Annotated in this window: 21 protein-coding genes; 12 read left to right on the forward strand and 9 right to left on the reverse strand. The window is 74.8% G+C overall.

Annotation, left to right across the window (positions count from 1 at the left end; translation table 11 throughout):
* Positions 1 to 410 precede the first annotated feature (410 nt).
* Positions 411 to 1,811, forward strand: coding sequence for an amino acid permease (locus tag ACWDBE_RS02925; RefSeq protein WP_449787524.1), 1,401 nt, complete (start codon positions 411 to 413; stop codon positions 1,809 to 1,811).
* Positions 1,812 to 2,010: 199 nt separating this feature from the next.
* Complete coding sequence (locus tag ACWDBE_RS02930; protein WP_449787525.1) at positions 2,011 to 2,658, forward strand: HNH endonuclease family protein; 648 nt, start codon at positions 2,011 to 2,013, stop codon at positions 2,656 to 2,658.
* 118 nt (positions 2,659 to 2,776) lie between these two features.
* Here ACWDBE_RS02930 and ACWDBE_RS02935 read toward each other — a convergent pair whose 3' ends face one another.
* Positions 2,777 to 3,670: an SDR family NAD(P)-dependent oxidoreductase gene (locus tag ACWDBE_RS02935; RefSeq protein WP_449787526.1), complete on the reverse strand. Its 894-nt coding sequence runs from the start codon at positions 3,668 to 3,670 to the stop codon at positions 2,777 to 2,779.
* Positions 3,671 to 3,750: 80 nt separating this feature from the next.
* Here ACWDBE_RS02935 and ACWDBE_RS02940 point away from each other — a divergent pair, with 80 nt between their 5' ends.
* The 6 genes from ACWDBE_RS02940 to ACWDBE_RS02965 all read left to right on the forward strand — a co-directional run bounded on the left by ACWDBE_RS02940 (position 3,751) and on the right by ACWDBE_RS02965 (position 9,660).
* Entirely contained in the window at positions 3,751 to 4,416 is a 666-nt protein-coding gene (locus tag ACWDBE_RS02940) for a TetR family transcriptional regulator (protein ID WP_449807042.1), read from the forward strand.
* Positions 4,417 to 4,576: 160 nt separating this feature from the next.
* Positions 4,577 to 4,765, forward strand: coding sequence for a YegP family protein (locus ACWDBE_RS02945; RefSeq protein WP_449787528.1), 189 nt, complete (start codon positions 4,577 to 4,579; stop codon positions 4,763 to 4,765).
* 111 nt (positions 4,766 to 4,876) lie between these two features.
* Positions 4,877 to 6,097 (forward strand): glycosyltransferase family 4 protein, encoded by a 1,221-nt coding sequence (locus tag ACWDBE_RS02950; protein WP_449787529.1) that lies wholly within the window; start codon positions 4,877 to 4,879, stop codon positions 6,095 to 6,097.
* The gene (locus ACWDBE_RS02955) at positions 6,094 to 7,392 is read left to right on the forward strand and encodes a glycosyltransferase (RefSeq protein ID WP_449807043.1); all 1,299 of its coding nucleotides are present in this window, start codon (positions 6,094 to 6,096) and stop codon (positions 7,390 to 7,392) included. The genes ACWDBE_RS02950 and ACWDBE_RS02955 overlap by 4 nt, the downstream gene beginning before the upstream one ends.
* Complete coding sequence (locus tag ACWDBE_RS02960) at positions 7,367 to 8,251, forward strand: SGNH/GDSL hydrolase family protein (protein WP_449807044.1); 885 nt, start codon at positions 7,367 to 7,369, stop codon at positions 8,249 to 8,251. The genes ACWDBE_RS02955 and ACWDBE_RS02960 overlap by 26 nt, the downstream gene beginning before the upstream one ends.
* Positions 8,252 to 8,463: 212 nt before the next feature.
* Positions 8,464 to 9,660 (forward strand): NUDIX domain-containing protein, encoded by a 1,197-nt coding sequence (locus ACWDBE_RS02965; RefSeq protein ID WP_449807045.1) that lies wholly within the window; start codon positions 8,464 to 8,466, stop codon positions 9,658 to 9,660.
* 82 nt (positions 9,661 to 9,742) lie between these two features.
* Here ACWDBE_RS02965 and ACWDBE_RS02970 read toward each other — a convergent pair whose 3' ends face one another.
* From ACWDBE_RS02970 to ACWDBE_RS02990, 5 genes are all read right to left on the reverse strand, one after another.
* Positions 9,743 to 10,117: a hypothetical protein gene (locus ACWDBE_RS02970; RefSeq protein WP_449787533.1), complete on the reverse strand. Its 375-nt coding sequence runs from the start codon at positions 10,115 to 10,117 to the stop codon at positions 9,743 to 9,745.
* Positions 10,118 to 10,181: 64 nt separating this feature from the next.
* Positions 10,182 to 10,577, reverse strand: coding sequence for a roadblock/LC7 domain-containing protein (locus tag ACWDBE_RS02975; RefSeq protein WP_449787534.1), 396 nt, complete (start codon positions 10,575 to 10,577; stop codon positions 10,182 to 10,184).
* Positions 10,578 to 10,659: 82 nt separating this feature from the next.
* Positions 10,660 to 11,823, reverse strand: a complete 1,164-nt coding sequence (locus ACWDBE_RS02980; RefSeq protein ID WP_449807046.1) for a hypothetical protein — start codon at positions 11,821 to 11,823, stop codon at positions 10,660 to 10,662.
* Between the two features lie 4 nt (positions 11,824 to 11,827).
* Positions 11,828 to 12,211: a hypothetical protein gene (locus tag ACWDBE_RS02985; RefSeq protein WP_449787536.1), complete on the reverse strand. Its 384-nt coding sequence runs from the start codon at positions 12,209 to 12,211 to the stop codon at positions 11,828 to 11,830.
* A 501-nt stretch (positions 12,212 to 12,712) separates the two neighbouring features.
* On the reverse strand, positions 12,713 to 13,372 hold the full coding sequence (locus tag ACWDBE_RS02990; RefSeq protein WP_449807047.1) for a TetR/AcrR family transcriptional regulator: 660 nt from the start codon (positions 13,370 to 13,372) through the stop codon (positions 12,713 to 12,715).
* Between the two features lie 205 nt (positions 13,373 to 13,577).
* Between ACWDBE_RS02990 and ACWDBE_RS02995 the strand changes: the two genes are divergently transcribed.
* Entirely contained in the window at positions 13,578 to 15,260 is a 1,683-nt protein-coding gene (locus ACWDBE_RS02995) for an amidohydrolase (RefSeq protein WP_449807048.1), read from the forward strand.
* Positions 15,261 to 15,448: 188 nt separating this feature from the next.
* Complete coding sequence (locus ACWDBE_RS03000; RefSeq protein WP_449807049.1) at positions 15,449 to 16,987, forward strand: APC family permease; 1,539 nt, start codon at positions 15,449 to 15,451, stop codon at positions 16,985 to 16,987.
* 90 nt (positions 16,988 to 17,077) lie between these two features.
* On the opposite strand, the gene ACWDBE_RS03005 is transcribed toward ACWDBE_RS03000, so the two are convergent.
* From ACWDBE_RS03005 to ACWDBE_RS03015, 3 genes are all read right to left on the reverse strand, one after another.
* A complete protein-coding gene (locus ACWDBE_RS03005) occupies positions 17,078 to 18,085 on the reverse strand; it encodes an LLM class flavin-dependent oxidoreductase (RefSeq protein ID WP_449787540.1) in 1,008 nt (335 codons plus the stop codon).
* A gap of 131 nt (positions 18,086 to 18,216) precedes the next feature.
* Positions 18,217 to 18,900 carry a DUF2269 domain-containing protein gene (locus ACWDBE_RS03010; RefSeq protein WP_449807050.1) on the reverse strand — a complete coding sequence of 228 codons (684 nt, stop codon included), beginning with the start codon at positions 18,898 to 18,900 and terminating at the stop codon, positions 18,217 to 18,219.
* A 158-nt stretch (positions 18,901 to 19,058) separates the two neighbouring features.
* Positions 19,059 to 20,252 (reverse strand): peptidoglycan-binding protein, encoded by a 1,194-nt coding sequence (locus tag ACWDBE_RS03015; protein ID WP_449807051.1) that lies wholly within the window; start codon positions 20,250 to 20,252, stop codon positions 19,059 to 19,061.
* 797 nt (positions 20,253 to 21,049) lie between these two features.
* On the opposite strand from ACWDBE_RS03015, the gene ACWDBE_RS03020 reads away from it, so the two are divergent.
* Positions 21,050 to 23,077 carry an AMP-binding protein gene (locus ACWDBE_RS03020; RefSeq protein ID WP_449807052.1) on the forward strand — a complete coding sequence of 676 codons (2,028 nt, stop codon included), beginning with the start codon at positions 21,050 to 21,052 and terminating at the stop codon, positions 23,075 to 23,077.
* Positions 23,078 to 23,165: 88 nt separating this feature from the next.
* Positions 23,166 to 25,541, forward strand: coding sequence for an oxidoreductase (locus ACWDBE_RS03025; protein ID WP_449807053.1), 2,376 nt, complete (start codon positions 23,166 to 23,168; stop codon positions 25,539 to 25,541).
* The last annotated feature ends 6 nt before the right edge of the window (positions 25,542 to 25,547 follow it).

Below are 25,547 nucleotides of genomic sequence, written 5' to 3' on the forward strand. Positions count from 1 at the left end.
GGTCCTCGGACCCGTGCCCCCGACCGGCCGGACCGGCCGCCCGACGGACCGGGCGACGCCCCACCGGGGAGGCGCCGGGCCCACGCTTGCACACGAACCCGCACCTCAGGGCACGCGCCGCAACCGGGCTGAGGCATTCGGGTGAGGCAACTCCCCCGGCCGGGCGAACCCGGGCGCACACCGGACGAATCCGGGCGTACATCCGTGAATCCGATCGAACGGCCTGCCGGAGGGCGCCCGGACGAGTGCCCGTCCGGGCGCCCCGCGACCGCAAGTCTTGCGGTGACGGACCGGGCGAACTGAACAAATCCCGGCGATTTGGCGCACGGTCCAGCCTCATCCGAGCATGAAAAGTCGCTCCACGGCGCTCCACCGGGAGCGAGCAGGACCACGAAAGGCGCACCACCCTCATGCAGACCAGTCCCGCCGCACCCCCGCAGGCGGCTCGACCGAGCGTTCCGGAGACCCCGGGGCCGGTCGGCTCCGCGTCCCCGGGCCCGACGCCCCAGAAGAACAGCCGCCGCTTCGGGCTGGCGACCGCCACCGCCCTGGTGATGGGCAACATCATCGGCGGCGGCATCTTCATGATCCCGGCCGCCGTGGCCCCGTTCGGGACGGTCAGCCTGCTCGCCTTCGCGGTGCTCACCGTCGGCGCGATCGCGCTGGCGCTGGTCTTCGGGCAGCTGGCCCGCCGCAGTCCGCGCACCGGCGGACCGTACGTCTACGCCCGCGAGGCCTTCGGGGACTTCGCCGGCTTCCTGTCCGCCTGGTCGTACTGGATCACCACCTGGGTCAGCAACGCCGCGCTGGCCGTGGCCGCCGTCGGGTACCTGGACGTTCTGCTGCCGCTCCACCACTCCATCCCGCTGGAGATCACCGCCGCGCTGGCCTTCCAGTGGCTGCCGGCGCTGGCCAACCTGGCCGGCACCCGTTACGTCGGGGCGGTCCAACTCGTCTCCACCGTGCTGAAGTTCATCCCGCTGGTGCTGGTCTCGATCGGCGGCCTGTTCTTCTTCGACCCGAAGAACCTCGGTCCCTTCGACGCCACCGGCCACGGCTGGGCGGGCGGCATGTCCGCCGCCGCGGCGATCCTGCTCTTCAGCTACCTGGGCGTGGAGTCGGCCGCGATGAGCGCCGGCCAGGTCCGTGACCCGGAGCGCAACGTCGGCCGGGCCAGCGTGCTCGGCACCACCGGTGCGGCGGCGGTGTACCTGCTCGGCACGGTCGCGGTGTTCGGCACCGTCGCGCACGAGCAACTCGTCCACTCCAGCGCGCCGTTCTCGGACGCCGTGGACGCCATGTTCGGCGGTACCTGGGGCGGCACGGTGATCGCGGTCGCCGCGCTGGTGTCGATGGCCGGCGCCCTGAACGGCTGGACCCTGCTCTCCGCCCAGGCCCCGTACGCGGCCGCCAAGGACGGCCTGTTCCCCGCCGCCTTCGGCAAGGAGCGGCGCGGGGTGCCGACCTTCGGTGTGGTGGTCGGCGTCTCCCTGGCCTCGGCCCTGACCGTGATCAACTTCGCCAGCGGCGCGAAGGGCGCCTTCGAGATCCTGGTGCTGGTCACCACCTTCACCGCCACCGTGCCGTACCTGCTCTCCACCGCCGCCCAGCTGTACTGGCTGGTGCGCGGGGCCGGCGAGCGGGTCGACCGCGGACGGCTGGTGCGGGACGCCGTCCTCGGCCTGGGCGCCTTCGGCTTCTCGCTCTGGCTCGTCGCCGGAGCCGGCTACGCCGCCGTCTACCAGGGTGTCCTGTTCCTGTTCGCGGGCGTCCTGGTCTACGTCTGGATGGCGGGCCGCCGCCGCGACTGAACGCCCGGCCGCACCTTGGCAGCGGCCGGAAAACCGGACACATCAACATGAACCACCGTGACGCGCACCGGACTTGTCCGGTGCGCGTCCAATATCCACGAGGATTTCACTTCCCCGATCTACCCGCGTAGGTGACGGGATCGCCACACTGGCGCACGCAATTCAGCAGTTCATCCGATCTGATGATGGAGCGTCCGCCATGGCCCCCACCGCACCCGCGCGCCGGTTCCTGTCCGTCATACCGGCCGCCGCCGCCCTCGCCGCCGTGACCGTGGTCACGGCCGGCACCCCCGCCCAGGCCGCCCTGCCGACCCCGATCTCCGCCGCCACCGCCCGCAGTTACCTCGCCGCGATGCCCGCCACCGCGGAGACCCACGGGGACACCTACGACCGCACGCTGTTCCCGACCTGGATCACCATCAGCGGCACCTGCGACACCCGCGAGTGGGTCGTCAAGCGGGACGGCAGCAACGTCGCCACCGACACCTCCTGCAAGTCCACCAGCGGCAACTGGTCCTCGCCGTACGACGGCGCGACCACCACCAACGCCTCCTCCTTCGACGTCGACCACCTGGTGCCGCTCTCCGAGGCCTGGGCCTCCGGCGCCTGGTCCTGGACCACCGCGCAGCGCCAGGCCTTCGCCAACGACGTCACCCGCCCCCAGCTGCTGCTGGTCTCCGCCAGCAGCAACCGCTCCAAGGGTGACCGCGACCCGGCCGAGTGGCTCCCCCAGGCCTCCTACCGCTGCACCTACGCCCGCGCCTGGGTGCAGGTGAAGCAGTACTACGGCCTCAGCGTGGACAGCGCCGAGAAGACCGCGCTCACCGGCATCCTCGACAACTGCTGAACCCGGCAACCACCGCGGCCCGGCGCTCACCCCGCGCCGGGTCGCGGTGCCGTGCGCGTCGGACCGGTCGACCGGTGCTCGGGGCAGCCGGCCCCGGGCCGGTCGACCGTCGAACCGGTCAGTCGGTCGAGTCCGGCGGGAAGGCGACCGGGTAGGCCTCGGCGAAGTCGGCCGAGCGGGCCACCTCGCGCCACCTGGTGTCCTCCGCCAGGAGCTGTCGGTCCATGGCGATCGAGCCCTCGGCCGCGTTCACCCCGAGCGGCAGGTGGTGCGGGATGTCGCGGCGCTTGGCCACCCGCACCAGGATCTCGGCGGCGCGCACCGGGTCACCCGCGGCGCCGGCGCCGCCCTGCCGCAGCCGCCGGTTCATGGCGCCGACCGTCTCCTCGTAGGCCTCCGGGACGTCGTGGACGACCATCGAGGAGCCGGCCCAGTCGGTGCGGAAGCCGCTGGGTTCGACCACCAGCACCCGCACGCCGAACGGCGCGGTCTCGGTGCGCAGCACCCGGCTGAACCCGTCGATGGCGAACTTCGCGGCCTGGTACGAGGCGATGCCCGGCGAGCCGCCGACCCGCCCGCCCACCGAGGAGAACTGCACGACCAGCCCGCCCTTCTGCTCGCGCAGCAGCGGGAGCGCGGCCTTCGTGACGTGGTAGACGCCCCAGAAGTTGGTCTCGAACTGGGCGCGGAAGTCCGCGTCCTCGGTGGTCTCGATCGGCGAGACGTTGGCGTAGCCGGCGTTGTTCACCAGCACGTCGATCCGGCCGAAGGCGGCCCGCGCCTCGGCGATGGCCGCGCGGGCCGCCGCCGGGTCGGTGACGTCCAGCGCGATCGGGTGGATCCGGTCGCCGAACTCCTCGACGAGATCAGCGAGCTGCTCGGGCTTGCGGGCGGTCGCCGCCACCCGGTCGCCGGCTTCCAGCGCGGCGCGGACGAGGGCGCGGCCGAAGCCGCGCGAGCTGCCGGTGATGAACCACGCCTGTTCCGTGCCCTGCTCCGTGTTCTGCTCCATGCCGCTAGTAAAACACCGTTGCGTTATTAGTGCAACAGCGTTGCGCTAATACGGCAACAGCGTTGCCCTACCATGGGTGAGTGGATGAAGCATCGGAGTTCCAGCGGGCGCGCTCTCCCGAGGCCAAGCGCCGGCGCGAGGCCGCGATCCTGGCGGCGGCGCGGTCGCTCGGCCGCGAGCAGGGCATCAGGGACATCACCCTGACCGACATCGCCGCGGCCGTCGGGATGCACAAGTCGGCGCTGCTGCGGTACTTCGAGACCCGCGAGGAGATCTTCCTGCGGCTGACCGCCGAAGGCTGGGCCGAGTGGTCGGACGCCCTCACCGCACGGCTGCGGAAAACCACGGAACCCGGCCCGGCCGCCGTGGCCGGGGCGTTCGCCTCCACCCTCGCAGCCCGCGGGATGTTCTGCGACCTGCTCGCCCACGCACCGCTCAACCTCGAACGCAACGTCTCGCTCGACGCCGTACGCGACTTCAAACTCGCCACGCTCGCCGCCCGCGTGCCGATCAGCGCGGCCGTCCGAGCCCAGCTGCCCGCCCTGGACGAGCAGGACGTCGTCGACCTGGTCGCCACCGCCGTCTCGCTGGCCGGGGCCATGTGGCAGATCGCGAACCCGGGCAGCGAGGTCGCCGCCCTCTACCGCTCCGACCCCCGGCTGGCCCACGCCGTCATCGAGGTCGAACCCCGGCTCACCCGCATCCTGACCGCCACCATCACCGGGCTGGCCACCGGACGGAGCTGAGCGCGGCCCGCCCCGTCCGCCTGCCCCGTCCGCCCGGGCCGGCACCCGTTCCGGGCCGCCGCTGTGTGCACTCGGATGGATCATCTGACGTGCCGCGCAAGGGATTTGACCCTACGGTGCAGTGCCAGGGGGTCATCCGAGCGGAAGGCTGATTCTGAACATGGCTGGCAAATTCGAGCTGTTCGTGGACGAGGGCGGCATGCACCGGTTCCGGCTCAAGGCGAGCAACGGGGCGATCGTGGTGACCGGCGACCCGAAGGAGAGCAAGGACGACTGCCTCAAGAGCATCGAGTCGATCCGCAAGCTCGCGCCGTACGCGGAGCTCAAGGAGACCGCCGGATCGGTGTGACGGGCCGGACTTCCGAGGACGCGGGTCGGTGGTGCAAATCGCCGACCCGCGTTCGCCTCCACGACAGATCCCTTTGGCCGGGTGCACGCCGGACGCGGACAGAACATCGGCATGCGCGTCGTCATCGTCACCGAATCCTTCCCGCCCGAGGTCAACGGAGTCGCCCACAGCGTGCTGCGGACGGCCGAGCACCTGGTCCGCCGGGGCCACCGGCCCCTCGTCGTCACCCCCGCCCCGGCACGGGGCGCCGAGTGCCCGCCGGAAACCTTCGGCGGCGGGCACTCGGCCGGGGAGATTCCCGTGGTGCGCATCCCGTCGGTGCCGCTGCCGGGGTACCCGCAGGTGCGGATCGCACTGCCCAGCCGGCAGCTGGCGGCCGCCGTCGCCGGGCACCGGCCCGACATCGTCCACCTGGCCAGCCCCTTCGTGCTCGGCGCGCGCGGGATGCAGGTCGCGGCACGGCTCGGGGTGCCCGCCGTGGCCGTCTACCAGACCGACCTGGCCGGGTACGCCCACGCCTACCGGGCCGGGCGGGGCCTCGGCGAGGCCGCCGCCTGGCGGCGGATCCGGGCCGTGCACCGCGCCGCGGCCCGCACCCTGGCACCCTCCACCCCCGCCGCCCAGGACCTCACCGCGCACGGGGTGCCCCGGGTGCAGGTGTGGCCGCGCGGAGTGGACTCGGCGCGGTTCCACCCCCGGCACCGGGACGAGGCGCTGCACCGGGCGCTGGCACCGGGCGGGGAGGTGCTCGTCGGGTACGTCGGACGGCTGGCGCCGGAGAAGCGGGTCGACCTGCTGGCCGCCGCCTCGGCGCTGCCCGGCGTCCGGGTGGTGGTCGTCGGGGACGGCCCCTCGGCGCCCGGCCTGAAGGCCTCGATGCCCGGCACCGTGTTCCTCGGCCGCCGCACCGGTGACGAGCTGGCGCGCTGCTTCGCGACCCTCGACGTCTTCGTGCACACCGGCCCGCTGGAGACCTTCTGCCAGACCATCCAGGAGGCGATGGCCAGCGGCGTGCCCGTGATCGGCCCCGCGGCGGGCGGGCCACTGGACCTCGTCGCCCACCACCGCACCGGCCTGCTGGTGCCGCCCCGGGACGGCACGGCGGTGGCCCGGGCGGTCGCCGAGCTGGCCGCCGACCCGGCGCGGAGGGCCGCGTACGGGCAGGCCGGGCGGGCCGAGGTGACCGCCCGCACCTGGGAGGCGGTCGGAGACCTGCTGCTGCGGCACTACGCCGAGGTGCTGGCGGAGCACCGCGGGCTGCCGCTGCCGGCGGCCGCCGCCGCGCCGGCCGAGCCGGTGGCGCCCGTCCTGCCGGAGGAGCTGCCGGCATGACCTCCGGAACCGGCCGCGAGACGCCGACCGCTTCCGACGACGGGGCGCCGACCGCTCCCCACGGTGCGACGCCGGCGGTCGGCCGGGCGTCGGAGGTCGGCGCGGCGCCGAGCGCGGGTGAGGCCCTGACGATCGTCCGGCTCGCCAACTTCGTCACCCCGGTCTCCGGCGGCCTGCGCACCGCGCTGCGCCACCTGGGTGCCGGGTACCGGGCAGCCGGGCACCGCCCGGTACTGATCGTCCCCGGGGAGCGGCGCTCCGAGGAGGAGACCGAGCAGGGCGTGGTGGTCACCCTGCCCGGCCCGGTACTGCCGGCCAGCGGCGGCTACCGGCTGCTCACCGACCGGCGGGCGGTGGCCGCCGAGCTGACCAGGTTCTCCCCCGACCGGCTGGAGGTGTCGGACCGCACCACGCTGCGCTGGACCGGCGCCTGGGCGCGGCGGCACGGGGTGCGCTCGATGATGGTCTCGCACGAGAGCGCCGCCGGAGTGCTGCGCACCCGGGGCCTGCCCGGCCCACTGGCGGACGCCGCGGCCGACCGGCTCAACGCGGCCACCGCCCGCGCCTACGACTCGGTGCTCTGCACCACCGACTGGGCGGCGGCGGAGTTCCGGCGGCTGGGCACCCCGAACCTGGTCCGGGCCCCGCTGGGAGTGGACCTGGACGCGCTGCGACCACCGCCGCCGGCCGCACGGGCGGCCGAGCGGGCACGGTACGCCGCGCCGGACGAGACCCTGCTGGTGCTCTGCTCGCGACTCTCGGCGGAGAAGCGGCCCGAACGGGCGATCGACACCCTGGCCGCCCTGCGGGCCGGACGGCGGCCCGCCGTCCTGGTGGTGGCCGGCACCGGCCCGCTGCGGGAGCAACTGGCGGACCGGGCCGCCCGGCTACGGCTGCCGGTGCGCTTCCTCGGGCACCTCGGCGGACGCGCGGAGCTGGCCCGGCTGCTGGGCTGCGCGGACGTGGTGCTCGCCCCCGGGCCGGTGGAGACCTTCGGGCTGGCCGCGATGGAAGCGCTGGCCTGCGGGACCCCGGTGGCGGTCAGTCGCTCCTCCGCACTGCCCGGCCTCGTCGGGCTCGCCGGGGTGGCGGCCGTCGACACCGGCAGTGGATTCGCCTCCGCCGTAAGGCAGTTGCTGGACCGGCCGGAGGAACTGCGGCGGGCCGCCGCCCGGGCGCAGGCCGAGCGGTACGGCTGGCCGGCGGCGGTGGCGGCGTTCCTGGCGGCGCACGGCGTACGCGACGACGAAGCGGTGGACGGGGGTCGGGATGAGCATGCTGGAAGCCGGGCGTGACCGGACGGCGCGGGAGCACCCTGCGGCGGGCGAGCCGCTGCGCTTCGTCGCACTCGGGGACTCGCTCACGGAGGGGGTCGGCGACCAGGTCGGCGAGGGCTGGCGCGGCTGGGCCGCCGTGCTGGCCGACTCGCTGGCGCCCGAGGGGCGGAGCGTCGAGTTCACCAACCTGGCGTACAGCGGGGCGCTCACCACGGACCTGACGGCACGTCAACTACCGGAGGCGATCGCGCAGCGGCCCCAGCTCACGGCGGTGGTGGTCGGCGGCAACGACACCCTGCGCACCGGCTTCGACATCCGGCGCGCCACCCTGGAACTGGACGCCACGATGGGTGAACTCTCCGGCTACGGGGCCAGGTTGCTGACCGCCTGCCTCCCCGACCCGGGCAGCCTGCTCCGGCTCCCCGCGCCACTCGCCCGCCCGCTGGCACGCCGGATGCGGGCGGTCAACACCGTGGTGCACGCCCTCACCGAACGCCACCGGGCGGTGCACCTGCACATCGCCGAACTGCCCTGGCTGACGGAACGACGGCTGCTGAGCGTGGACCGCCTGCACCCCAGCGCCGAGGGCCACCACCTGATCGCCCGACGGTTCCACGACCTGCTCACCGAGGCCGGCCACCCCCTCGGCCCACCCCCGGCCGCCGCACCCGCCGAACCCCCACCGACCCTGGCCGCCGACCTCTGGTGGATGGCCACCCGGGGCACCCGCTGGCTCGCCGCCCGCAGCACCGACCTCCTGCCGGGCCTCCTCGCCCTCGCGGCCACCGAAGGCGCCGCCCGCCTGCGCGGCGGAAGCGGGCGACACGACGAGCAGATGGCCCGGGCGGCGGCACAGGCGCTCGCCTCCCTGGGGTGAGGAGCGCGGCAGGGGCAGAAACTCACCGGCCCCACGGCCCCCACCACTTCGGCGGCAGCGGATCAGCCGGGGGCGTTCGCCCCGGGAGCCCAGGGCCTGCGCTGCTTCGCGGGCCGTCTGCTCGTCGAGCCGCCCGCCTGCGTCGAGGGGCCGGGCGTGTCCCGGCCGTGAACCCCGGGTCGCCCGATCGTGGTGGTCGGGGGTGCCGTCGGGTGGGAACCATCGGGGTGGCCCGGGTGGTCGTGTCCGGGGAGGGTGCGGCGGAGGGAGTCAGGGTGGAGAGCGCGGGTGCGGGCGGCCGGGAGGTCATGGCGGCGGCGGGGGTGCTGTTCCCGGACGGGGCGGGGCGGGTGCTGGTGGTGCGGCTGCCGTACGACCGGAAGCATCCGGTGGCGATCCCGGGCGGCGGCTGGGAGCCGGCCGACCGGTCGCCCCGGGAGACCGCGCTGCGGGAGATCCGCGAGGAGTTGGGCTTCTCGCCCCGGCTGGGGCCGCTGGCCGGCGTGGACTGGGCGCTGCTGCGGGACGGCGACCGACCGATCGTGGTGTACCTGTACTGGGCCGAGCCGCTGACGTCCGAACAGGTCGCGGCGTTCCGGCCGGACGCGGCGGAGGTCGGCGGCTGGACCTGGCTGACGACGGAGCAGGCCGGGCACGCGCTGCCGCCACGGCTGTCGCGCCGGATGACGGCCTGTCTGCGGGCGCCGCGCGAGGCCTGGCCGCTGGAAATGGAGGACAGCCGGCCGGTCGGGCACACGCTCGGCTGGCTGCCCGCCGACGGTCCGGTACCCGCGTACGCCGGGCTGGCCGCCGCCCCCGGGCTGACGCCGTCGGCCGAGGAGCGGCCGGAGCCGCCGATGGACCGGGACACCTACTACGCCACCCGGCCCCGCATCCGGGCGAAGGCGCGGGCGCTGTTCACCGACGACGCCGGCCGGGTGCTGCTGGTGCGGCTGCGGCCGTGGGACGGGCCGCGCGGGCGGGTCCCGTACTGGACGCTGCCGGGCGGCGGGGTCGAGGCGGACCGGGAGATGCCCCGGGCGGCGGCCCGGCGGGAGATCCGCGAGGAACTCGGCTGGGAGGTCGAGCCGGGGCCGCTGCTGGCACTGGACTGGCAGCCGGGTGCGGCGGCCGACCCGAAGGCGGACCCGGCGACCGGCCGGGACACCGCCGTCCTGGTGTACGTGTACGACGGGGGCACGGTGACGGAGCGGATGCTCGGTTCGATCGTGCTGCCGGAGGCCGAGCTGGTGGAGTGGCGGCTCTGCGATCCGGCCGAGGCGCGGACCCTACTGACCGGCCCCTCCTGGGACCGCACGGCCGCCGCGCTGGCCGCCCGGGAGCGGCCGGGCGGGCCGGTCGAGCTCGTGCGCGGACGGGCCGTGGAGCCGGACCCGCCCCGGGGGTGAGGACTGACGGAGGGGACCCCGGCGTGCCTGAGCCGCCGGGGTCTCGTCCGGTCCGGAGGTCCGACCCGCCGGGAGCGGTGCGTCAGACCTCCAGATCGGCCTCGATCCGGCTCAGCTGGTGGCGGGCCATCGCGAGGTTGGCGCGCGACTTGTCCAGGGCGAGGTAGAGGAACAGGCCCTTGCCGGTGCGGCCGGTGAGCGGGCGGATCAGGTGGTACTGGCTGGTGAGGGTGATCAGGATGTCCTCGATCCCGTCCTGGAGGCCGAGCATGTCCATGGTGCGCATCTTGGCGCGGACCACGTCGGTGTTCCCGGCGGCGGCGACGTTGAGGTCCAGGCCGCCGGGGCCGTCGAGGGTGGCCAGCGCCATGCCGCTGTTGTAGTCCACCAGGGCTGCGCCGATGGCGCCCTCGATGCTGGTCATGGCCTGCTTGAGCGCGCCGGCTGCGTCGGTCATCTGGGTAACTCCCGTTCGATGGTGGGTGGTTCGGGTGGGTTATGGCGGCGGTGGTCGGCCCGGGTCAGCCCGCTTCGCGCGGGTCCTTGGGCACGAGGGCTTCGTTGAGCAGCCCCGCGATGCGCTGCGCGCTGCGGCGGGCCTCGAGGTGCAGTCGGCCGACGTTGACATCGGGGTGCGCCAGCAGGGTCAGCACGCAGCTGCCGCCGGCCGCGTACGTGGCGACGTAGCCGTTCTCACCGCGCACCAGCGACTCGCGGAACTCGCCCTGGCCGGTGGTGTCGGCGAGCCGCTGGGCCAGCGAGAGCGAGGCCGCCGTCATCGCGGCCAGTCCGGAGGGTTCGGTGCCGTGGGTGTCGTGCGCGATCAACAGGCCGTCCACGCTGGCGACCAGCCCACCCGCGAGGTGCGGGACGCGGTGTTTGACGGCGCGCAGTTCGGCGAGCAACTCGCTCTCCAAGGCGATCAGTTGTCTCCTTCCGACACGCTGTTTGAGGGCCCGCCTCATGGCCGGAAGAACGGGGTCGCGGGCGGGGAGTGGGTCAAAGTCGGGCCTCCAGAAGGTTTCGGACCCGGGTCAGCAGCGCGATGTCCGGGTCGGGGACGGCCAGCGGGTGGGCCGCTGCCGCGGTGGGCGGGCGTTCGGAGCGTGTGGGGGCGTCGGGGGTGGCGTGGCTCCCGGCTTCGGACCCGGCGTGGGTCCCGGTGCGGGGTGCGGCGGGTGCGGGCGCGAATCCGGGTGTGGCCGTGATCGGGGCGCCGGGGAGTCCGGCACCCCGCAGGCTGGCGCCGGGGACCCTTCGGTGCAGCCCTCCGGCCGGTCTGCTCGCGACTGGCGGGCCGACTCCGGCCGCGGGTGAGGATGTTGACGGATCATCGGGCAGCAGGGCCGCCTTCGGCGCGGCGGCCGGATGCGTGGCGGCCGGGTGCGTGGCGGCCGGGTGCGTGGCGGCCGCTTGGCGCGAGGCGCCCGGCGGACGCTGGACGTCGGACGGCCGCTGCGCGTCCAGCAGTCCGGCGGCGGCCAGTCGGCGGACGTCGGCCGTCACGCCGAAGCCGGAGCGGCCGAGCAGTCGGGCCAGGTCCGCCGGGGTCCTGCGGCCGTCGGCGTGGTCCAGCAGCTCGCGGCGCCGGCGGCCGGAGGGGCGATGGGACGGCCGGCGGCCGTGCACGGCCGGTCGGACGGGCGCGGTGTCGAGCTGCCCCCCGGGCCAGATCCCGTCGAGGAGTCGGCGTCGGCGCTCGACCTCACGGCGGATCCGGGCGGCGGCGACCTGGGCGACCGGTCCGAGCCAGTGCCTGGCGTCGGCCTCGAACCGCCAGACGCCGCCGCCCGGGTCGGCGAGGACGAAGAAGGCGGCGTCGAACAGCGTTCCCAGGTGGCCGAGTTCGAGCTCTCCCCGGGTGAGCAGCCGCCGCTCGACGAGCGCGTCGCCGACCGTGGCGCGCGGGCCGTGGACCCGGAGCAGCTCCGTCCAGTCCTCGGGGGTGATCCGGCCGCAGCCGGTGAGCAGGTCGGCCAGGCCGGGCGCCCGGGGGGATTCGGCGGCGGTCACCTGGCCGTCGACCAGGTGGAGGCTGCCGAGCGGCCCGTGGAGGGCACCGGTGGCGCGGCGGTCGGCGAGCAGGGTGAGTGCCTCGCCCGGGGTCCTCGGGGTGGCGGTTTCCAGCGGGGGCGGCGGCACGGTGCCGGTTGCGGCGGTCACGCGCTCACCCCAGCACCAGTTCCTCGGTGAGCGCCTGGAGGCGGAAGCGGGCGGCGGCGAGGTTGCCCTCCGCCCGGTCCAGCCAGAGGTGCAGGACGAGCCTGCTGTCGAAGACGGTGTCGATGAAGCGGATCAGGTGGTAACTGCTGCCGGCGGTGACGATGATGTCCTCCAGCGGGGCCCGCCGGTCCTCCGCCGCGGTGAAGGTCTGGCTCTCGACGGCCGCCCGGACCAGGTCGGTTGCCTCGGCGGCTGAGGTCTCGTGCTCTCCGGTCGGGCTGTCGCCGAGGCTCCCGAGGGCGAGCCCGCTGCTCCAGTCGACCAGGCTCGCGGCGCGGGCCCCGGGGATCGCCATCGCTCCGGAGAGGCATTCGTCGATACCGGGCACACCGGCTCCTTCGCGGGGTCTGGGCGGCCGGGCACGGCGCCGACCGATTCACCACCAGCAGTGGCTACTTCGACACGGAAGGCTACTGCCGGATTCCGTACGACGAACATTCCAATGGCATATTCACATCAGTAGAGGCCAGTTCCGGCCAAGAACTGAGGTGGCATCAGAACGGGTCGGACGGCCGCGCCACTGGTGGACCGGGACCGTTGGGGCACCGTTCATCGGCCACCTGGCACGGCACCTTGGCCGACATCGAGCCCCGAGAGAGGGTTTCGAGCCTGAAAGTGCGATAAGAGGACATGGCCTTGGGGTGCGAACACGACGAAGGGGCCCGTTCCGCTGGACGGAACGAGCCCCTTCGATGGGAGCGCCAGGCCCGGATCGCACGGACTCTCCCTACTGAAAGTAGGGCGTGCTCTGGTAGCACCGCTGACGCCTGTTCGAGATCCGTTTCCCGGAAGGTCACTTCCTCTCGACGGGAAGAACACTAGCAGGTCATCACGCCTGGTCAGAAATCCCGGCCGGGGCGCCCGGACCGGCCTGAAGCGGTCGGTCCAGCAGCGCCCGGTAGCCCTCGACCAGCGCGGTGAGCCCGAGCCCGAAGGCCCGGTCGGCGCGCTCGCGCCCGGCGGGGACGGCGCCCAGGGCCCCGGCCAGTCGCGGGGTGGCGGCGCGGTCGACGGCGTCGACCATGACGTCCGGGGCGACGAGGTCCAGCGCCGAGCCCAGGATGAAGCTCTCCAGGGCGGTGATCAGGCCCATCACGTCCTGGGCGGCGAAGCCCGCGTCCTCCAGGGTGGCGACGGCCCGCTCGTACAGCTCATGCATGAACGATTCGGCAAGCGGCGCGGTAGCCAGCAGCCGGACGATCCCGGGGTGTTCGGCGAAGGCGTCCCGATACGCGTGCGCCCAGGTGCGCAGCGCGGCGTCCCAGGGCTGGTCCCACATCGACTGCTCGCCGATCGTGCGCACCAGCTCGGCGCGCATCAGGGCGACGATCTCGGCCCGGCCGGCCACGTGGTGGTAGAGCGCGGACGGGCTCACCTTGAGCGCACCGGCCAGCGCGGGGATGGTGAGGTCCCCCGCCTCGTCGACCAGCCGGAGCGCGGTGTCCACGATGCGCTGCCGGTCCAGCAGGGGTGTGCGCGGCCTGGGCATGCCCGGTTCCTCACCTTCGGGGTCGCCGAGCCGCCCGTCGGCCCCGGCAGACCAAGATCGTCGTTATCCAAGCGTTACTGAACGGCTTTCAGTAAAACCCTTCCGCACCCGCCGGTGCCGCGCCTACGGTAACCGAACCCCATTCGGTTAGGCAGGCCGCGCACCCGTCGGCCCGCCCTGCCCCGGAGAGGACGCACACCCCCGCATGCGTGCCGAAACGATCTTCAGCGGCGGCCGGATCCACACCGGTGACCCCGCCCTCCCCCGCACCCACGCCCTCGCCGTCAGCGCGGGGCGGATCGCCGCCCTCGGCGACGCCGCCCTCGCCCTGCGCGACGAAGGCACCGAGACCGTCGACCTCGGCGGCGGCGCCCTGCTGCCCTCCTTCGGCGACGGCCACGTCCACCCGCTGCTCGGCGGCATCGGCCTGCGCGGCGTGCCGGTCCGCGACTGCACCAGCCTGGAGCAGGTCGTGGCGGCCGTCCGCGACTGGGCGCAGCGCCACCCAGAGGCCGAGTGGATCACCGGCGACGCCGTGGACCCGTGGCTGGCCGAGGGCGGACTGTTCGACGCCCGGCTGCTCGACGCCGCCGTCCCGGACCGGCCGGTGCTGCTGCGCACCATGGACCACCACACCGGCTGGGCCAACAGCGAGGCGCTGCGCCGGGCCGGGTACGGGCCGGACACGCCCGAGCCGGTGGGCGGCGAGATCGTCCGCCGGCCGGACGGCAGCCCGCTCGGCACCCTGCGCGAGTTCGGCGCGCTCAACCCCGTCCTCGCGCTCGTCCCGCCACCGCCGTTGGCCGAACAGGTCACCGCGCTGCGGGAGACCACCGCCGCGCTCGCCGCCGCCGGACTCACCTGGCTCCAGGACGCCTGGGTCGAGCCCGCGCAGGTGGACACCTGGCTGGCGGCCGTCGCCGGGGAGGGCCTGCCGGTCCGGGCCGGGCTCGCCCTGCTGATCGAACCGGACGGCTGGCGCGAGCGGCTCCCCCGCCTGGCCGCCGACCGCGACCGGGTCGAGGCCGCCGGACGCGGGCAACTCACCGCGCGGGCGGTCAAGTTCTTCGCCGACGGCGTCATCGAGTCCGGGACGGCCGCGCTGCTGGAGCCGTACAGCGACTGCCCGCACTCCCACGGCGTCGCCAACTGGACCGGCGCCGAGCTGGCGGACGCCGTCACCGCCGTGGACGCGCTGGGCTTCCAGCCGCACATCCACGCGATCGGCGACCGCGGTGTGCGGATCGCGCTGGACGCCGTCGAGGCCGCCGTCCGCCGCAACGGCACGCGCGCCCGCCGGCCGGTGATCGCCCACGTCCAGCTGGTCCACCCGGACGACCTGCCGCGCTTCGCCGAACTCGGCGTGATCGCCAACTTCGAGCCGCTGTGGGCACAGACCGACCCGCTGATGACCGAGCTGACCCTGCCCCGGATCGGCCAGGAGCGCGGCTCCCGGCAGTACCGGATCGCCGCCCTGCTGCGCGACGGCGCCCGGGTCTCCTTCGGCAGCGACTGGCCGGTCACCCGCTACGAACCACTGGCCGGGCTGGCCACCGCCGTCACCCGGCAGACCCCGGACGGCCTGCCTGACGGCGGCTGGCTGCCCGAGGAGCGGATCGGGCTCCCCGAGGCGCTGGCGGCGTACTCGGCGGGCGTGGCGCACCAGGCCTTCGAGGAGACCGAGTGGGGTGTGCTGCGGCCGGGCATGCGGGCCGACCTGGTGCACCTGGCCACCGACCCCTACGCGGTGCCGGCCGGCGAGCTGGCCTCGATCGAGGTGGCCGGCACCTGGCTCGGCGGGCGGCGCACCCACGGTGGGCCGCCCGGTGGCGGCCGCGGCCGCGGCCGCTCGACGGGCTCGGCGGGCTCCACGCGCGAGAGCCGCTGAGGCGTCCCGTTCGCCCGGCCGTCCGGCCGCGTGCCCGCTCCGACGGGCTCGCGACCGGTTCCGGCTGGTTCCGACTGGTTCCGGCCGTCCCCCACGGTGGCCGTGCCTCGTTCCCCGGTCGGCGGCCGACGCCCCGTCCGCCGCCGACCGTCCCACCCCCGTTCGTACGACCCCAGGAGAGCTCCCCCATGACCCCGCCCTCCGACGCGGCCTCCTCCTCCGCACTCCGTCCGCCCGGCTCCGCTACTCCCAACGCCTCATCCGCCGCCGCACCAGACCCGGCCGGTTCGGCCGGGTCGCCCGGCGGGCTGGGGCGCGGGGTGCTCGGCACCGGCGACATCGTCTTCTTCGTCGTGGCCGCCGCCGCGCCGCTGACCGTGATGGCCGGCGTGGCGCCGTTCGCGATCTCCTTCGGCGGCATCGGCGCGCCGGTCGCCTACCTGGCCACCGGGGTGGTGCTGGCGCTCTTCGCGGTCGGGTTCACCGCCATGACCGCGCACATCCGCAACGCGGGCGCCTTCTACGCCTATGTCACCCGCGGCCTCGGCCGGGCGGCCGGACTGGGCGCGGCACTGCTCGCGGTGCTCTCGTACAACGCGATCCAGATCGGCATGTTCGGCGCCTTCGGGTTCTTCGCCCACACCACGGCCGCCGACCTGCTCGGGCTGGACCTGCCCTGGCCGGTCTGGGCGCTGCTCGGGGTCGCGGTGGTCTGGTTCCTCGGCTTGCGCTCGATAGACCTCGGGGCCAAGGTGCTCGGGGCGCTGCTGATCGCCGAGACCGGCATCCTGCTGGTGCTCGCGGTGGCGGTGCTGGTCAAGGGCGGGGCGCACGGGCTGAGCCTGTCCTCGTTCGCCCCGGAGCACGTGTTCTCCGGCGGGATGGGCGGGGTGCTCGGGCTCTCCTTCGCCGCCTTCATCGGCTTCGAGGCCACCGCGATCTACCGCGAGGAGGCCCGGCAGCCGCACCGGACCGTGCCGCGCGCGACCTACGCCGCGATCGCCTTCCTCGGCCTCTTCTACACCTTCGTCACCTGGATGATCGTGCAGGCCTTCGGCGACGCCGAGGCCGTCGCGACCGCCACCGCCGACCCGGCCGGGATGTTCTTCACCGCGATGACCGACTACGTCGGCGGCTGGGCGACGGACGTGCAGCGGGTGCTGATCGTCACCAGCCTGCTCGCGGCGCTGCTCGCCTTCCACAACACCATCACCCGGTACGGCTACGCGCTGGCCGCCGAGGGGGCCGCCCCGGCCGCGCTCGGCCGGATCCACCCGCGCCACGGCTCGCCGTGGATCGGCGGCATCGCGCAGTCGGTGCTGGCGGCGGCGGCCGTCGGGGTGGCGGCGCTGGTCGGCGCGGACCCGTACAACCAGTTCTTCCTCTGGGTGAACTCCCCCGGGGTGGTCGGCATCCTGGTGCTCCAGGCGCTGGCGGGCCTCGCGGTGTTCGCCTTCTTCCGCCGCGAGCGGGCGGCCGCCGCGAGCACCGGGGCGTTCCGTACCGTCGTGGCGCCGCTGGCCGCCACGGTGCTGCTGTGCGGGGCCACGGGGCTGGTGGTGTGGCGGCTCGACCTGTTCACCGGCGCCGGACCGGAGGTCAACTGGCCGCTGGTCGCGATCGTGCCGGTGGTGTTCCTGACCGGCGTCGGGATCGCGTTGCGGCTGCGGGCCCGCCGGCCCGAGGTGTACGCGCGGCTCGGCACCAGCGAGGTCGACGCGGGCTGAGCGGCGGGCGGCTGTCGGGTGGCGGGTGAGCGGGGTCCGGGGTCTGGGGGGCCGGGGCCCGGTGAGGCCCCGGTTCGCCCCGGGCCCCGCTCAGGCCTGGCCGACGGCTTCGGCGAGGAGCCGGTACGAGTCGAGCAGCGCGGTGCGGTCGTAGGTGCTGGTGGTGACCAGGAACTCGTCCGCCCCGCTGCGCTCGACCAGCGCCGCCAGCTCGGCGGCGGCCTGCTCCGGGGTGCCCACGATGTGGCCCTTGGACGACTGCTCGAACGCGGCCCGCTCCCGGGCGGTCATCTCCCGGGCCAGGATCTCGGCGGCGGGGGCCAGTGGCGGGAACTCCCCGTGGGTGCGGGAGTACGCCCCCGACCAGGCCTCCGGAACGAGCAGCTCACGCGCCCGCTCGGCCGTCTCGGCGACGGCCACCGTGCCCGAGACCACCACGTACGGCTCGGCGGCCTGCGCGGAGGGGCGGAACCGGCTGCGGTAGCGGTCGATCGCCGCGAGCATCCGCTCCTTCCCGCGCGGGGCGGCGACCACCAGCGGCAGCCCGGCCTCGGCGGCCAGATCGGCGCCCTCGCCGGTGGCCAGGACGAAGGCCGGGACGTGCAGGCCCTCGGCAGGCCGGGCGTGAACTCCGCGGTGCGCCTGCTGCGAGCCGTCGAAGTAGCCGAGCAACTCGGCCAGCTGGGCACCGAAGCCGTCCGCGGCGTCCTTCTCCCGCCCCAGCGCCCGCCGGACACCGTCGGTGAAGCCCACCGAGCGCCCGAGCCCCATGTCGATCCGCCCCGGGAACAGCGCGGCCAGCACCCCGAACTGCTCGGCCACCACCAGCGGCTGATGGTTGGGCAGCATCACCCCGCCGGTGCCGACCCTGATCCGTGTGGTGGCCGCCGCCACCGCCGCGGCGAGCACGGTGGGCGCCGATCCGGCCGCCCCCGGCACGCCGTGGTGCTCGGACACCCAGAACCGGTGGTAGCCGAGCTGCTCCGCCTCCCGGGCGAAGGCCACCGTGTCCCGCAGTGCCTGGGCCGGCTCCTGGCCTTGTCTGGTCCGGGAGCGGTCGAGCACGGAGAGCCTGATCGTGGGCACGGCACTGGTCACTCGACGGACAACGCCCGCCCGCCGCACGGGCATTCCCGAACAGCCGGGCCGGGGCCGACACCGACTGCCGGAGCCGGGGCGAAGACCGAAGGTCGGAGCCGAGGCCGAGACCGAGACCGAAGGCCGGCCGGTCAGGCGCCCGCCCCGGGTATTCGGCCCGGGCGGGGATGCGCGGGCTCGACCCCGGTGCCGGCCCCGGCTCCGCCCCCGGCCGTGACCTTGCGGCGGCCCCAGGGCTTGTACACCGAGAGGACCACGCTGACCAGGTAGAGCGTCAACGCCACCGCCGGAACGATCACCGTGTTGTAGCGGACGAAGCCGAGGTCCGCCACCGTGATCGGGCCGGTCGGATGCGCGTCCGCCACCCGCACCGCGTCGTGCAGCCGGTCGGGGAGGGCGAGGACGGAGGCCGTCACCGCCCCGAGCGTCAGCCAGAACTTGGCGCTCACCCAGTGGTACCGGAACAGCCCCCAGGGCGTGCCGAGCCCGAGCACCACCCCGCTCAGGAAGGTGAGCAGGCTCAGCGGCAGGATCAGCGTGTCGCCGAGCAGGCCCATCGCCCGGTAGGCGGTGCGCAGCCGCTCGGCATCCCCGGCCGTCAGCGCCGTCACCGCCAGGGTGAGCAGGCAGAGCATCAGCGCCAGCCAGCTCACCGAAGCGACGACGTGCAGGACGACCAGTGGTTTGCGCGCCGCCGGCGGCAGGCGGCGGCGCGCGGACGCGGACGCGGACACGGGCATGGGCACGGGCACGGATGCCGCCCCGGCCTGTGGCGTCGGCTCGGACGCCGGGACGGCGCCGGTGGGCGAGCGCACGGGTACCTCCTTCGAGTCGGGGTCACGAGGACGGCCCCAGGCTCTCCCGTCCGCGCCTCATCAGGCATCTGACGGTGGAAGTAACCTCGCCTACTCCCAGGCGAGTACGCGCCCCCGACGGCAGCGGCGCCGCGCCTCCCCCGGGAGCAGCGCCGCTCTCAGTCGACCACCGCGAACCCCTGTGCCGCGCCGAGCCGGTTCAGCGAGGCCTGCCCGGGAATCCCGTCCGCCGCGCCCGCCTCGTACCCGCACCGCCGCTGCCAGGCCGCGTACGCGGAGACCGTCCGGCTGCCGAACGAGCCGTCCACCCACCGCTGGTCGAGCAGCCCCTCGTCGACGAGCGCCTGCTCCACGATCGCCGCCTCGGACCCGTACGTCAGGTGCCCCTGCTCGGCTCCCGGGTCGGTGCGGGCGGCCGCGATCACGTGGGACACCGAGACCGTCCGCGGACCGGGCAGGTAGCCGAGCAGCCGGCGCAGCGAGCCCTCGCCCGGGACGCCGTCCGCCGCCTGCCCGGAGTAGCCCAGACTCCTTTGGTAGTCCGCGTAGTTGTCGGTGTCCGCGTCCGTCCATTCCGGGCCGGGGCCGGAGCGGTAGTGGTCGCCGAAGCCGTGCGAGACCAGCGCCCGCCCGACCACCGTCACCTGGTAGCCCCGGGCGCCGTAGCCGTACGGCAGGCCGTTGATGCTGACCTGGTAGCGGGCGGGCGTGGCCGGGGGCACCGGGTGCTGCTGCGAGGGCGGGTCGTCCGGGAAGCCGGGCCCGGCGGTGAAGTCGGGCCAGGAGCCGGGGTCGGTGTGGTCGTTGTAGGGCACGTGGGCGTGCGCGTACCAGCCTCCGAAGGCCTCCCAGGCCCGCTCGTCACGGTGGCCGGAGAAGTCGGTCGGCCGGCCCATCGGCCAGATGTCGGGCACGCCCCAGGAGGAGATCCAGGCGTGGATCCGGTTCCAGCCCGCGCAGGGGGTGTCGACCAGCCGCGGGTAGACGCGGCCCTGGTAGCGGCAGTAGGGGAAGAACACCGCCTCGATCTGGATCACCACCCGCCCGGCCCGGTTGGTGCGGGTGGGGCTCTGGGCGGGGCTGAGCAGGCTCTTCGAGCGGGAGTCGGCCGGGAACAACTGCGCCGTGCGGCCGCTGAACGGGTCCCAGACCAGGTGCGGCGCGTCACCGGCGCCGCTGCCGGTGAAGTAGCCGACCAGGTCCTCGTAGGGGCACCAGTCCTGCGGCGCCGTGGCGGTCGCGTTGCGGTCCCAGGTGATGTGGGCGATGGCCTTCGGCGGGTACTGCTGATCGGTCGGCGCGTGGTCGCCGAGGTCGTGGATCTCGGCTCCGGGCAGCCACAGGTCGGGCATGACGGGCTCCTCCGAACGGCGTAACGGCATCACCTCCGGTATCGGCAGCTGGGGCTCGCGGATTGACCCCGACGGCGTGATGCCCGGCGGTGAACCCCCGGCGCCCGTAGGGCCGTTCGACTCGACGGGGGACATTCGCCCCCGCGTGCGATTCGAGCGCCCGTGCGGGGGCACCCGGTCGCCCGGAAGGGGGCGCGTTCCACCCCCGGCGGGGCCTCGCTGTCAATCCTTGGCCTCACAAGTGGTCTGGTCCACGGTTGTCCGGCGGACCGGTCCGAGCTTGCACAAGGGGTCCTCGTGTGCGCCCAACCGGCCTTTGCCGAAAGGAATCTGACGAAACCGACGGAGACGCGCGGCGCACCTGCGCAACGACGACTTCGACTACCAGGTCGTCGACGGCCGGAAGACGGCCGGAAGATGTTCCCGATCCACCACGAGCTGCTCTCGATCGGCCGGCCGGCGAGGCGGTAGCCGTGATCCGGGTGGGCAGCGTGCCGCTGCTCGTACGAGTCGAGGCTCCTGGCACCGACCTCGACACGTCCGGGCCCCTCGGACTCGCCCGGTTGGCAGCCGAGCGCGCCCGGCAGGCACAGGAGGGGGAGCTGCCCGATTCCTCCCGGCCGACGGCGACCCGACGGGACCGACCGGAGCCGCGGCCGGCCCGGGCCCGCCAAGCGCCGACTGCCGACCCGCCGGGGCAGCGGGCCGTCGCCCGAATGCATGTATCGGTCTCTTGACTGGCGTCACCGACGCGCGATACTGGGCTCACTCCCAGCTCGCACAACGAGGTGCCGCCCATGGAGCTCTCACCCTCGGCGCACGTGGACACGTTCTGTCGAGACCACCTCCCACCCTTCGAGCAGTGGCCCGAACTCCTCTTCGAACTCCCCGAGTTGGCGTATCCCGACCGTCTGAACTGCGCCGCCGCCCTGCTCGACGACACCATCGAAAGCCTCGGACCCGACCGCCCCTGCCTGCTCACCGCCACCGAGCGGTGGACCTACGGCGAACTGCGCGACCACGCCGACCGGATCGCCCGCCTGCTGACCGAGGACCTCGGCCTCGTCCCCGGCAACCGGGTTCTGCTGCGCGGCCCCAACACCCCTTGGCTGGCGGCCTGTTGGCTCGGCGTACTGAAGGCCGGCGCAGTGGCCGTCACCACGGTGCCGCTGTTGCGCGCCGCCGAGCTGACCGAGCTGCACGACATCGCCGGGCCCGTCCTCGCCCTGTGCGACCACCGCTTCCTGGACGAGCTGCACCGGGCGCGGACGCCCGGCCTGCACGTCCTCGGCTACGGCGGCACCGGCCCCGAGGACCTCACCGCCCGCTGCGCCGCGAAGCCCGCCGGATTCCCCGCCGTCCGCACCGCCGCCGACGACGTCGCGCTGATCGCCTTCACCTCCGGCACCACCGGCCGCCCCAAGGCCACCCTGCACTTCCACCGCGACGTGCTCGCCATCGCCGACACCTTCTCCCGCCACCTGCTCCGCCCCACCCCCGAGGACCTCTTCACCGGCACCCCGCCGCTCGGCTTCACCTTCGGCCTGGGCGGCCTGCTGGTGTTCCCGCTGCGGGCCGGGGCCGCCAGTCTGCTGCTGGAGCGAGCCACCCCCGAGCAGCTCGCCGAGCAGGTCCGGCGCCACGGGGTGAGCGTGCTGTTCACCGCGCCGACCGCCTACCGGGCGATCCTCGCCGCCGGGCTGGCCGACCGGCTGGCCGGGGTGCGGCACTGCGTCTCGGCGGGCGAGCCGCTGTCCGCCGCCCTCTGGCAGGCCTTCCACGCGGCCACCGGGCAGCGGCTGATCGACGGCATCGGTGCCACCGAGCTGCTGCACGTGTTCGTCTCGGCCGCCGGCCAGGACATCCGCCCCGGCTCCACCGGCCGGCCCGTCCCCGGGTTCCGGGCCGCGGTGCTGGACGGGCAGGGCCGCCCGGTGCCGGACGGCGAGCCCGGGCTGCTCGCCGTCAAGGGCCCGACCGGCTGCCGCTACCTGGACGACGAGCGCCAGCTGGACTACGTCCGCGGCGGCTGGAACCTCACCGGCGACACCTACGTCCGGGACCACGACGGCTACTTCTGGTTCCGGGCGCGCGACGACGACATGATCGTCTCGGCCGGTTACAACATCGCCGGGCCCGAGGTGGAGCACGCGCTGGCCGCCCACCCCGACGTGGCCGACTGCGCGGTGGTCGGCGCGCCGGACGAGCGGCGCGGCACGGTGGTCAAGGCGTACGTGGTGCTGCGTGCGGGCGTGCCGGCCGGGCCCGAGACGGCGCGCGGGCTCCAGGAGCACGTCAAACGCACCATCGCACCGTACAAGTACCCGCGGGCGGTCGAGTTCGTGCCCGAGCTGCCGCGCACCGCGACCGGCAAGCTGCACCGCGCCGAGCTGCGCCGACGGGCCGCGCGGACTCCCGCCAGTGTCAGCATCGAGCGCCGGGTGGAGTGGTTCGACACCGACGCCGCCGGGCACTACCACTTCTCCGCCGTGCAGCGCTGGGCCGAGGCGGCGGAGGCGGCCCTGCTGCGCCGGCTGGGGCTGGCCGACCTGTTCGGGCGGATCCCCCGGGTGCACTTCGAGGCCGACTACCGCGAACGGCTCTGGTTCGGCGACCTCGTCCGCACCGAGCTGCGGGTGGACCGGGTCGGCGGATCCTCGCTGCACTACGCCTTCGAGGTGCACGGTCCGCACGGGCTGGCCGCGAGCGGACGGATGTCGGTGGTGCACTCGGCCCCGCACGACGGGGGCGCCCAGCCGTGGCCCGCGCAGGTCCGCCGGACGCTGGCGGAGGCCGGGCCGCAGCGGCCGGAGGTGGTCGCATGAGCCCCCGGGCAGCCACGAGCCAGGAACCGGCCACCAGCCCCGAGGCGGCCACAAATCCCGACGCGGCCACCAGCCCCGAGGCAGAGACATGACCGCGGCACGCGACCGCGCCCGGATCGCGGTGGTCGGCGCCGGCCCCGGCGGGCTCTACTTCGCCGCCCTGGCCAAGCAGTCGGCGCCCGACCGGGAGATCACCGTCTTCGAACGGGACGCCCGGGACGACGAGTCCGGCTTCGGCGTGGTCTTCTCCGACGAGACCCTGGACGGCATCGCCCGGGCCGACCCGCGCGTCTTCGCCGCGCTCAGCGCCGAGTTCGCCCGCTGGAGCGACATCGACATCCGCTACGCGGGCGAGGTCCGCACCAGCGGCGGCCACGGCTTCGCCGCCCTGGACCGCAACCGGCTGCGCGCCATCCTGCAACAGCGCTGCGCCGAGCTGGCGGTGGACGTGCGCTACCGCACCCCCGCCCCGCCGGTGGACCGGCTCTGCGCCGAGTACGCCCTGGTGGTGGCCGCCGACGGCATCCGCTCCGGCACCAGGGCCGCGTATCCGCAGAGCTTCCGCCCCGACCTGGACGAGCGCCACTGCCGCTACATGTGGCTCGCCACCGACAAGGTCTTCGAGGCCTTCACCTTCATCGTCGAGCGGTTCGACTTCGGCGTCCTCCAGGTGCACGCCTACCCGTACAGCGCCACCCGCTCGACCTTCATCGTCGAGGCGGCCGCGGACCCCTGGCGCCGTGCGGGCTTCGAGGCGCTCGCCGCGCGGGAGCCGGCGCGCGGCGAGAGCGACCTGGCGAGCGTGCGGCGCTGCGCGGAGCTGTTCGCCGGGCACCTGGACGGCCACCGGCTGATCCCCAACGCCTCCCGCTGGATCCGCTTCACCACGGTGCGGAACGCGAGTTGGCGCCACCGCAACGTGGTCCTGCTCGGCGACGCCGCGCACTCCGCGCACTTCTCGATCGGCTCGGGCACCAAGCTCGCCCTGGAGGACGCCCTCGCCCTGGCCGCCGCGCTGGGTGAACAGCCCACCCTGGACGAGGCCCTGGCCGCCTACGAGGCCGAGCGGCGCCCGGTGGTGGAGTCCACCCAGCGTGCCGCGCAGGCCAGTCTGGAGTGGTTCGAGACCATCGGGCGGCGTGTCGGCCAGGGCCCCGACCAGTTCGCCTTCAACCTGCTCACCCGCAGCCGGCGGGTCACCTACGGCAACCTGCGGGCCCGCGACCCCGCCTTCGTGGACGCCGTGGACACCGCCCTCGGCGGCTCGCCCGGGGTGCCGCCGATGTTCCGGCCGCTGGAACTGGGCGCGTTGGAGCTGCGCAACCGCGTCGTGGTGCCCCCGCTCGCCACCTACACCTCCCCCGACGCGCTGCCCAGCGACTTCGACCGCGCCCAGCTGACCGGCCACGCGCTCGGCGGCGCGGGGCTGGTGCTCGCCGGAATGACGGCGGTCTGCCCCGAGGGCCGGGCCACCGACCGCAGTCCGGGCCTGTGGACCGACCGCCAGGAGGGCGCCTGGCGTCAACTCGTGGACGCGGTAAGGGCGGTGAGCAACACTCCGCTCGGCATCCAGCTGACCCACGCCGGACGCCGGGGCGCGACCGACACCCCCGGGCCGGACGGCGTCGGGCGCCCGCTCGCCGACGGCTGGCCGCTGATCGCCCCCTCGGCCATCCCCTGGGACCCGGACAGCCCGGTGCCGCACGAGGCCAACGACATCCAACTGGCCGCCGTCACCGCGGACTTCGCGGCCGCCGCCGAGCGGGCCGCGCGGGCCGGCTTCGACGTGCTGGAGCTCCAGTTCGGCCACGGCCACCTGCTCTCCTCCTTCCTCTCCCCGCTCACCAACCACCGCACCGACCGCTACGGCGGCCCGCTCTCCCACCGGCTGCGGCTGCCGCTGGAGGTGCTGACGGCCGTGCGCGCCGTCTGGCCCGCCGGCCGGCCGCTGCTGGTGCGGATCTCGGCGAGCGACTGGGCGCCCGGCGGCACCACCGAGGAAGAGGCCGTGGCGATCTGCCGCGCGCTCGCCGGGGCCGGGGCCGACGCGCTGGACGTCTCCACCGGCGAGGTGGTGTCGCACCAGCGGCCGCCGTACGGGCGCGGCTACCAGACGCCCTTCGCCGAGCTGATCCGCGCCGCCACCGGAGTGCCGACCATCGCGGTCGGCGCGATCTCCGGCTTCGACGACGCCGATTCCGTGCTGCTGGCCGGACGGGCCGACCTGGTCGCGGTCGGCCGCGCCCAGCTGTACGACCCGCTCTGGACGCTGCACGCCGCCGCCGAGCAGGGCTACACCGGGCCGGGCGCCCGCTGGCCGGAGCCCTGGCGAGCGGGCAGCCGCAAGCCGCCGGGCCCGAACGCCGACCGGGTCGCCCCGCACCTGCGGCTGCTGCGCGAGCCGTCCCCGCCCGTCCACCGCCGCTGGTCACCGCCCCGTCCCGACGACGCCCCCGAGGAGTGACGAGGA

It is taken from the genome of Kitasatospora sp. NPDC001132 (genome assembly GCF_053598415.1).

Excerpts from the sequence above, each read along its gene's own strand:
- ACWDBE_RS02925 (WP_449787524.1), top strand. The coding sequence starts at position 411 with ATGCAGACCAGTCCCGCCGCACCCCCGCAGGCGGCTCGACCGAGCGTT.
- ACWDBE_RS02930 (WP_449787525.1), top strand. The coding sequence starts at position 2,011 with ATGGCCCCCACCGCACCCGCGCGCCGGTTCCTGTCCGTCATACCGGCC.
- ACWDBE_RS02935 (WP_449787526.1), bottom strand. The coding sequence starts at position 3,670 with ATGGAGCAGAACACGGAGCAGGGCACGGAACAGGCGTGGTTCATCACC.
- ACWDBE_RS02945 (WP_449787528.1), top strand. The coding sequence starts at position 4,577 with ATGGCTGGCAAATTCGAGCTGTTCGTGGACGAGGGCGGCATGCACCGG.
- ACWDBE_RS02950 (WP_449787529.1), top strand. The coding sequence starts at position 4,877 with ATGCGCGTCGTCATCGTCACCGAATCCTTCCCGCCCGAGGTCAACGGA.
- ACWDBE_RS02955 (WP_449807043.1), top strand. The coding sequence starts at position 6,094 with ATGACCTCCGGAACCGGCCGCGAGACGCCGACCGCTTCCGACGACGGG.
- ACWDBE_RS02960 (WP_449807044.1), top strand. The coding sequence starts at position 7,367 with ATGAGCATGCTGGAAGCCGGGCGTGACCGGACGGCGCGGGAGCACCCT.
- ACWDBE_RS02970 (WP_449787533.1), bottom strand. The coding sequence starts at position 10,117 with ATGACCGACGCAGCCGGCGCGCTCAAGCAGGCCATGACCAGCATCGAG.
- ACWDBE_RS02990 (WP_449807047.1), bottom strand. The coding sequence starts at position 13,372 with ATGCCCAGGCCGCGCACACCCCTGCTGGACCGGCAGCGCATCGTGGAC.
- ACWDBE_RS02995 (WP_449807048.1), top strand. The coding sequence starts at position 13,578 with ATGCGTGCCGAAACGATCTTCAGCGGCGGCCGGATCCACACCGGTGAC.
- ACWDBE_RS03000 (WP_449807049.1), top strand. The coding sequence starts at position 15,449 with ATGACCCCGCCCTCCGACGCGGCCTCCTCCTCCGCACTCCGTCCGCCC.
- ACWDBE_RS03015 (WP_449807051.1), bottom strand. The coding sequence starts at position 20,252 with ATGCCCGACCTGTGGCTGCCCGGAGCCGAGATCCACGACCTCGGCGAC.
- ACWDBE_RS03020 (WP_449807052.1), top strand. The coding sequence starts at position 21,050 with ATGGAGCTCTCACCCTCGGCGCACGTGGACACGTTCTGTCGAGACCAC.
- ACWDBE_RS03025 (WP_449807053.1), top strand. The coding sequence starts at position 23,166 with ATGACCGCGGCACGCGACCGCGCCCGGATCGCGGTGGTCGGCGCCGGC.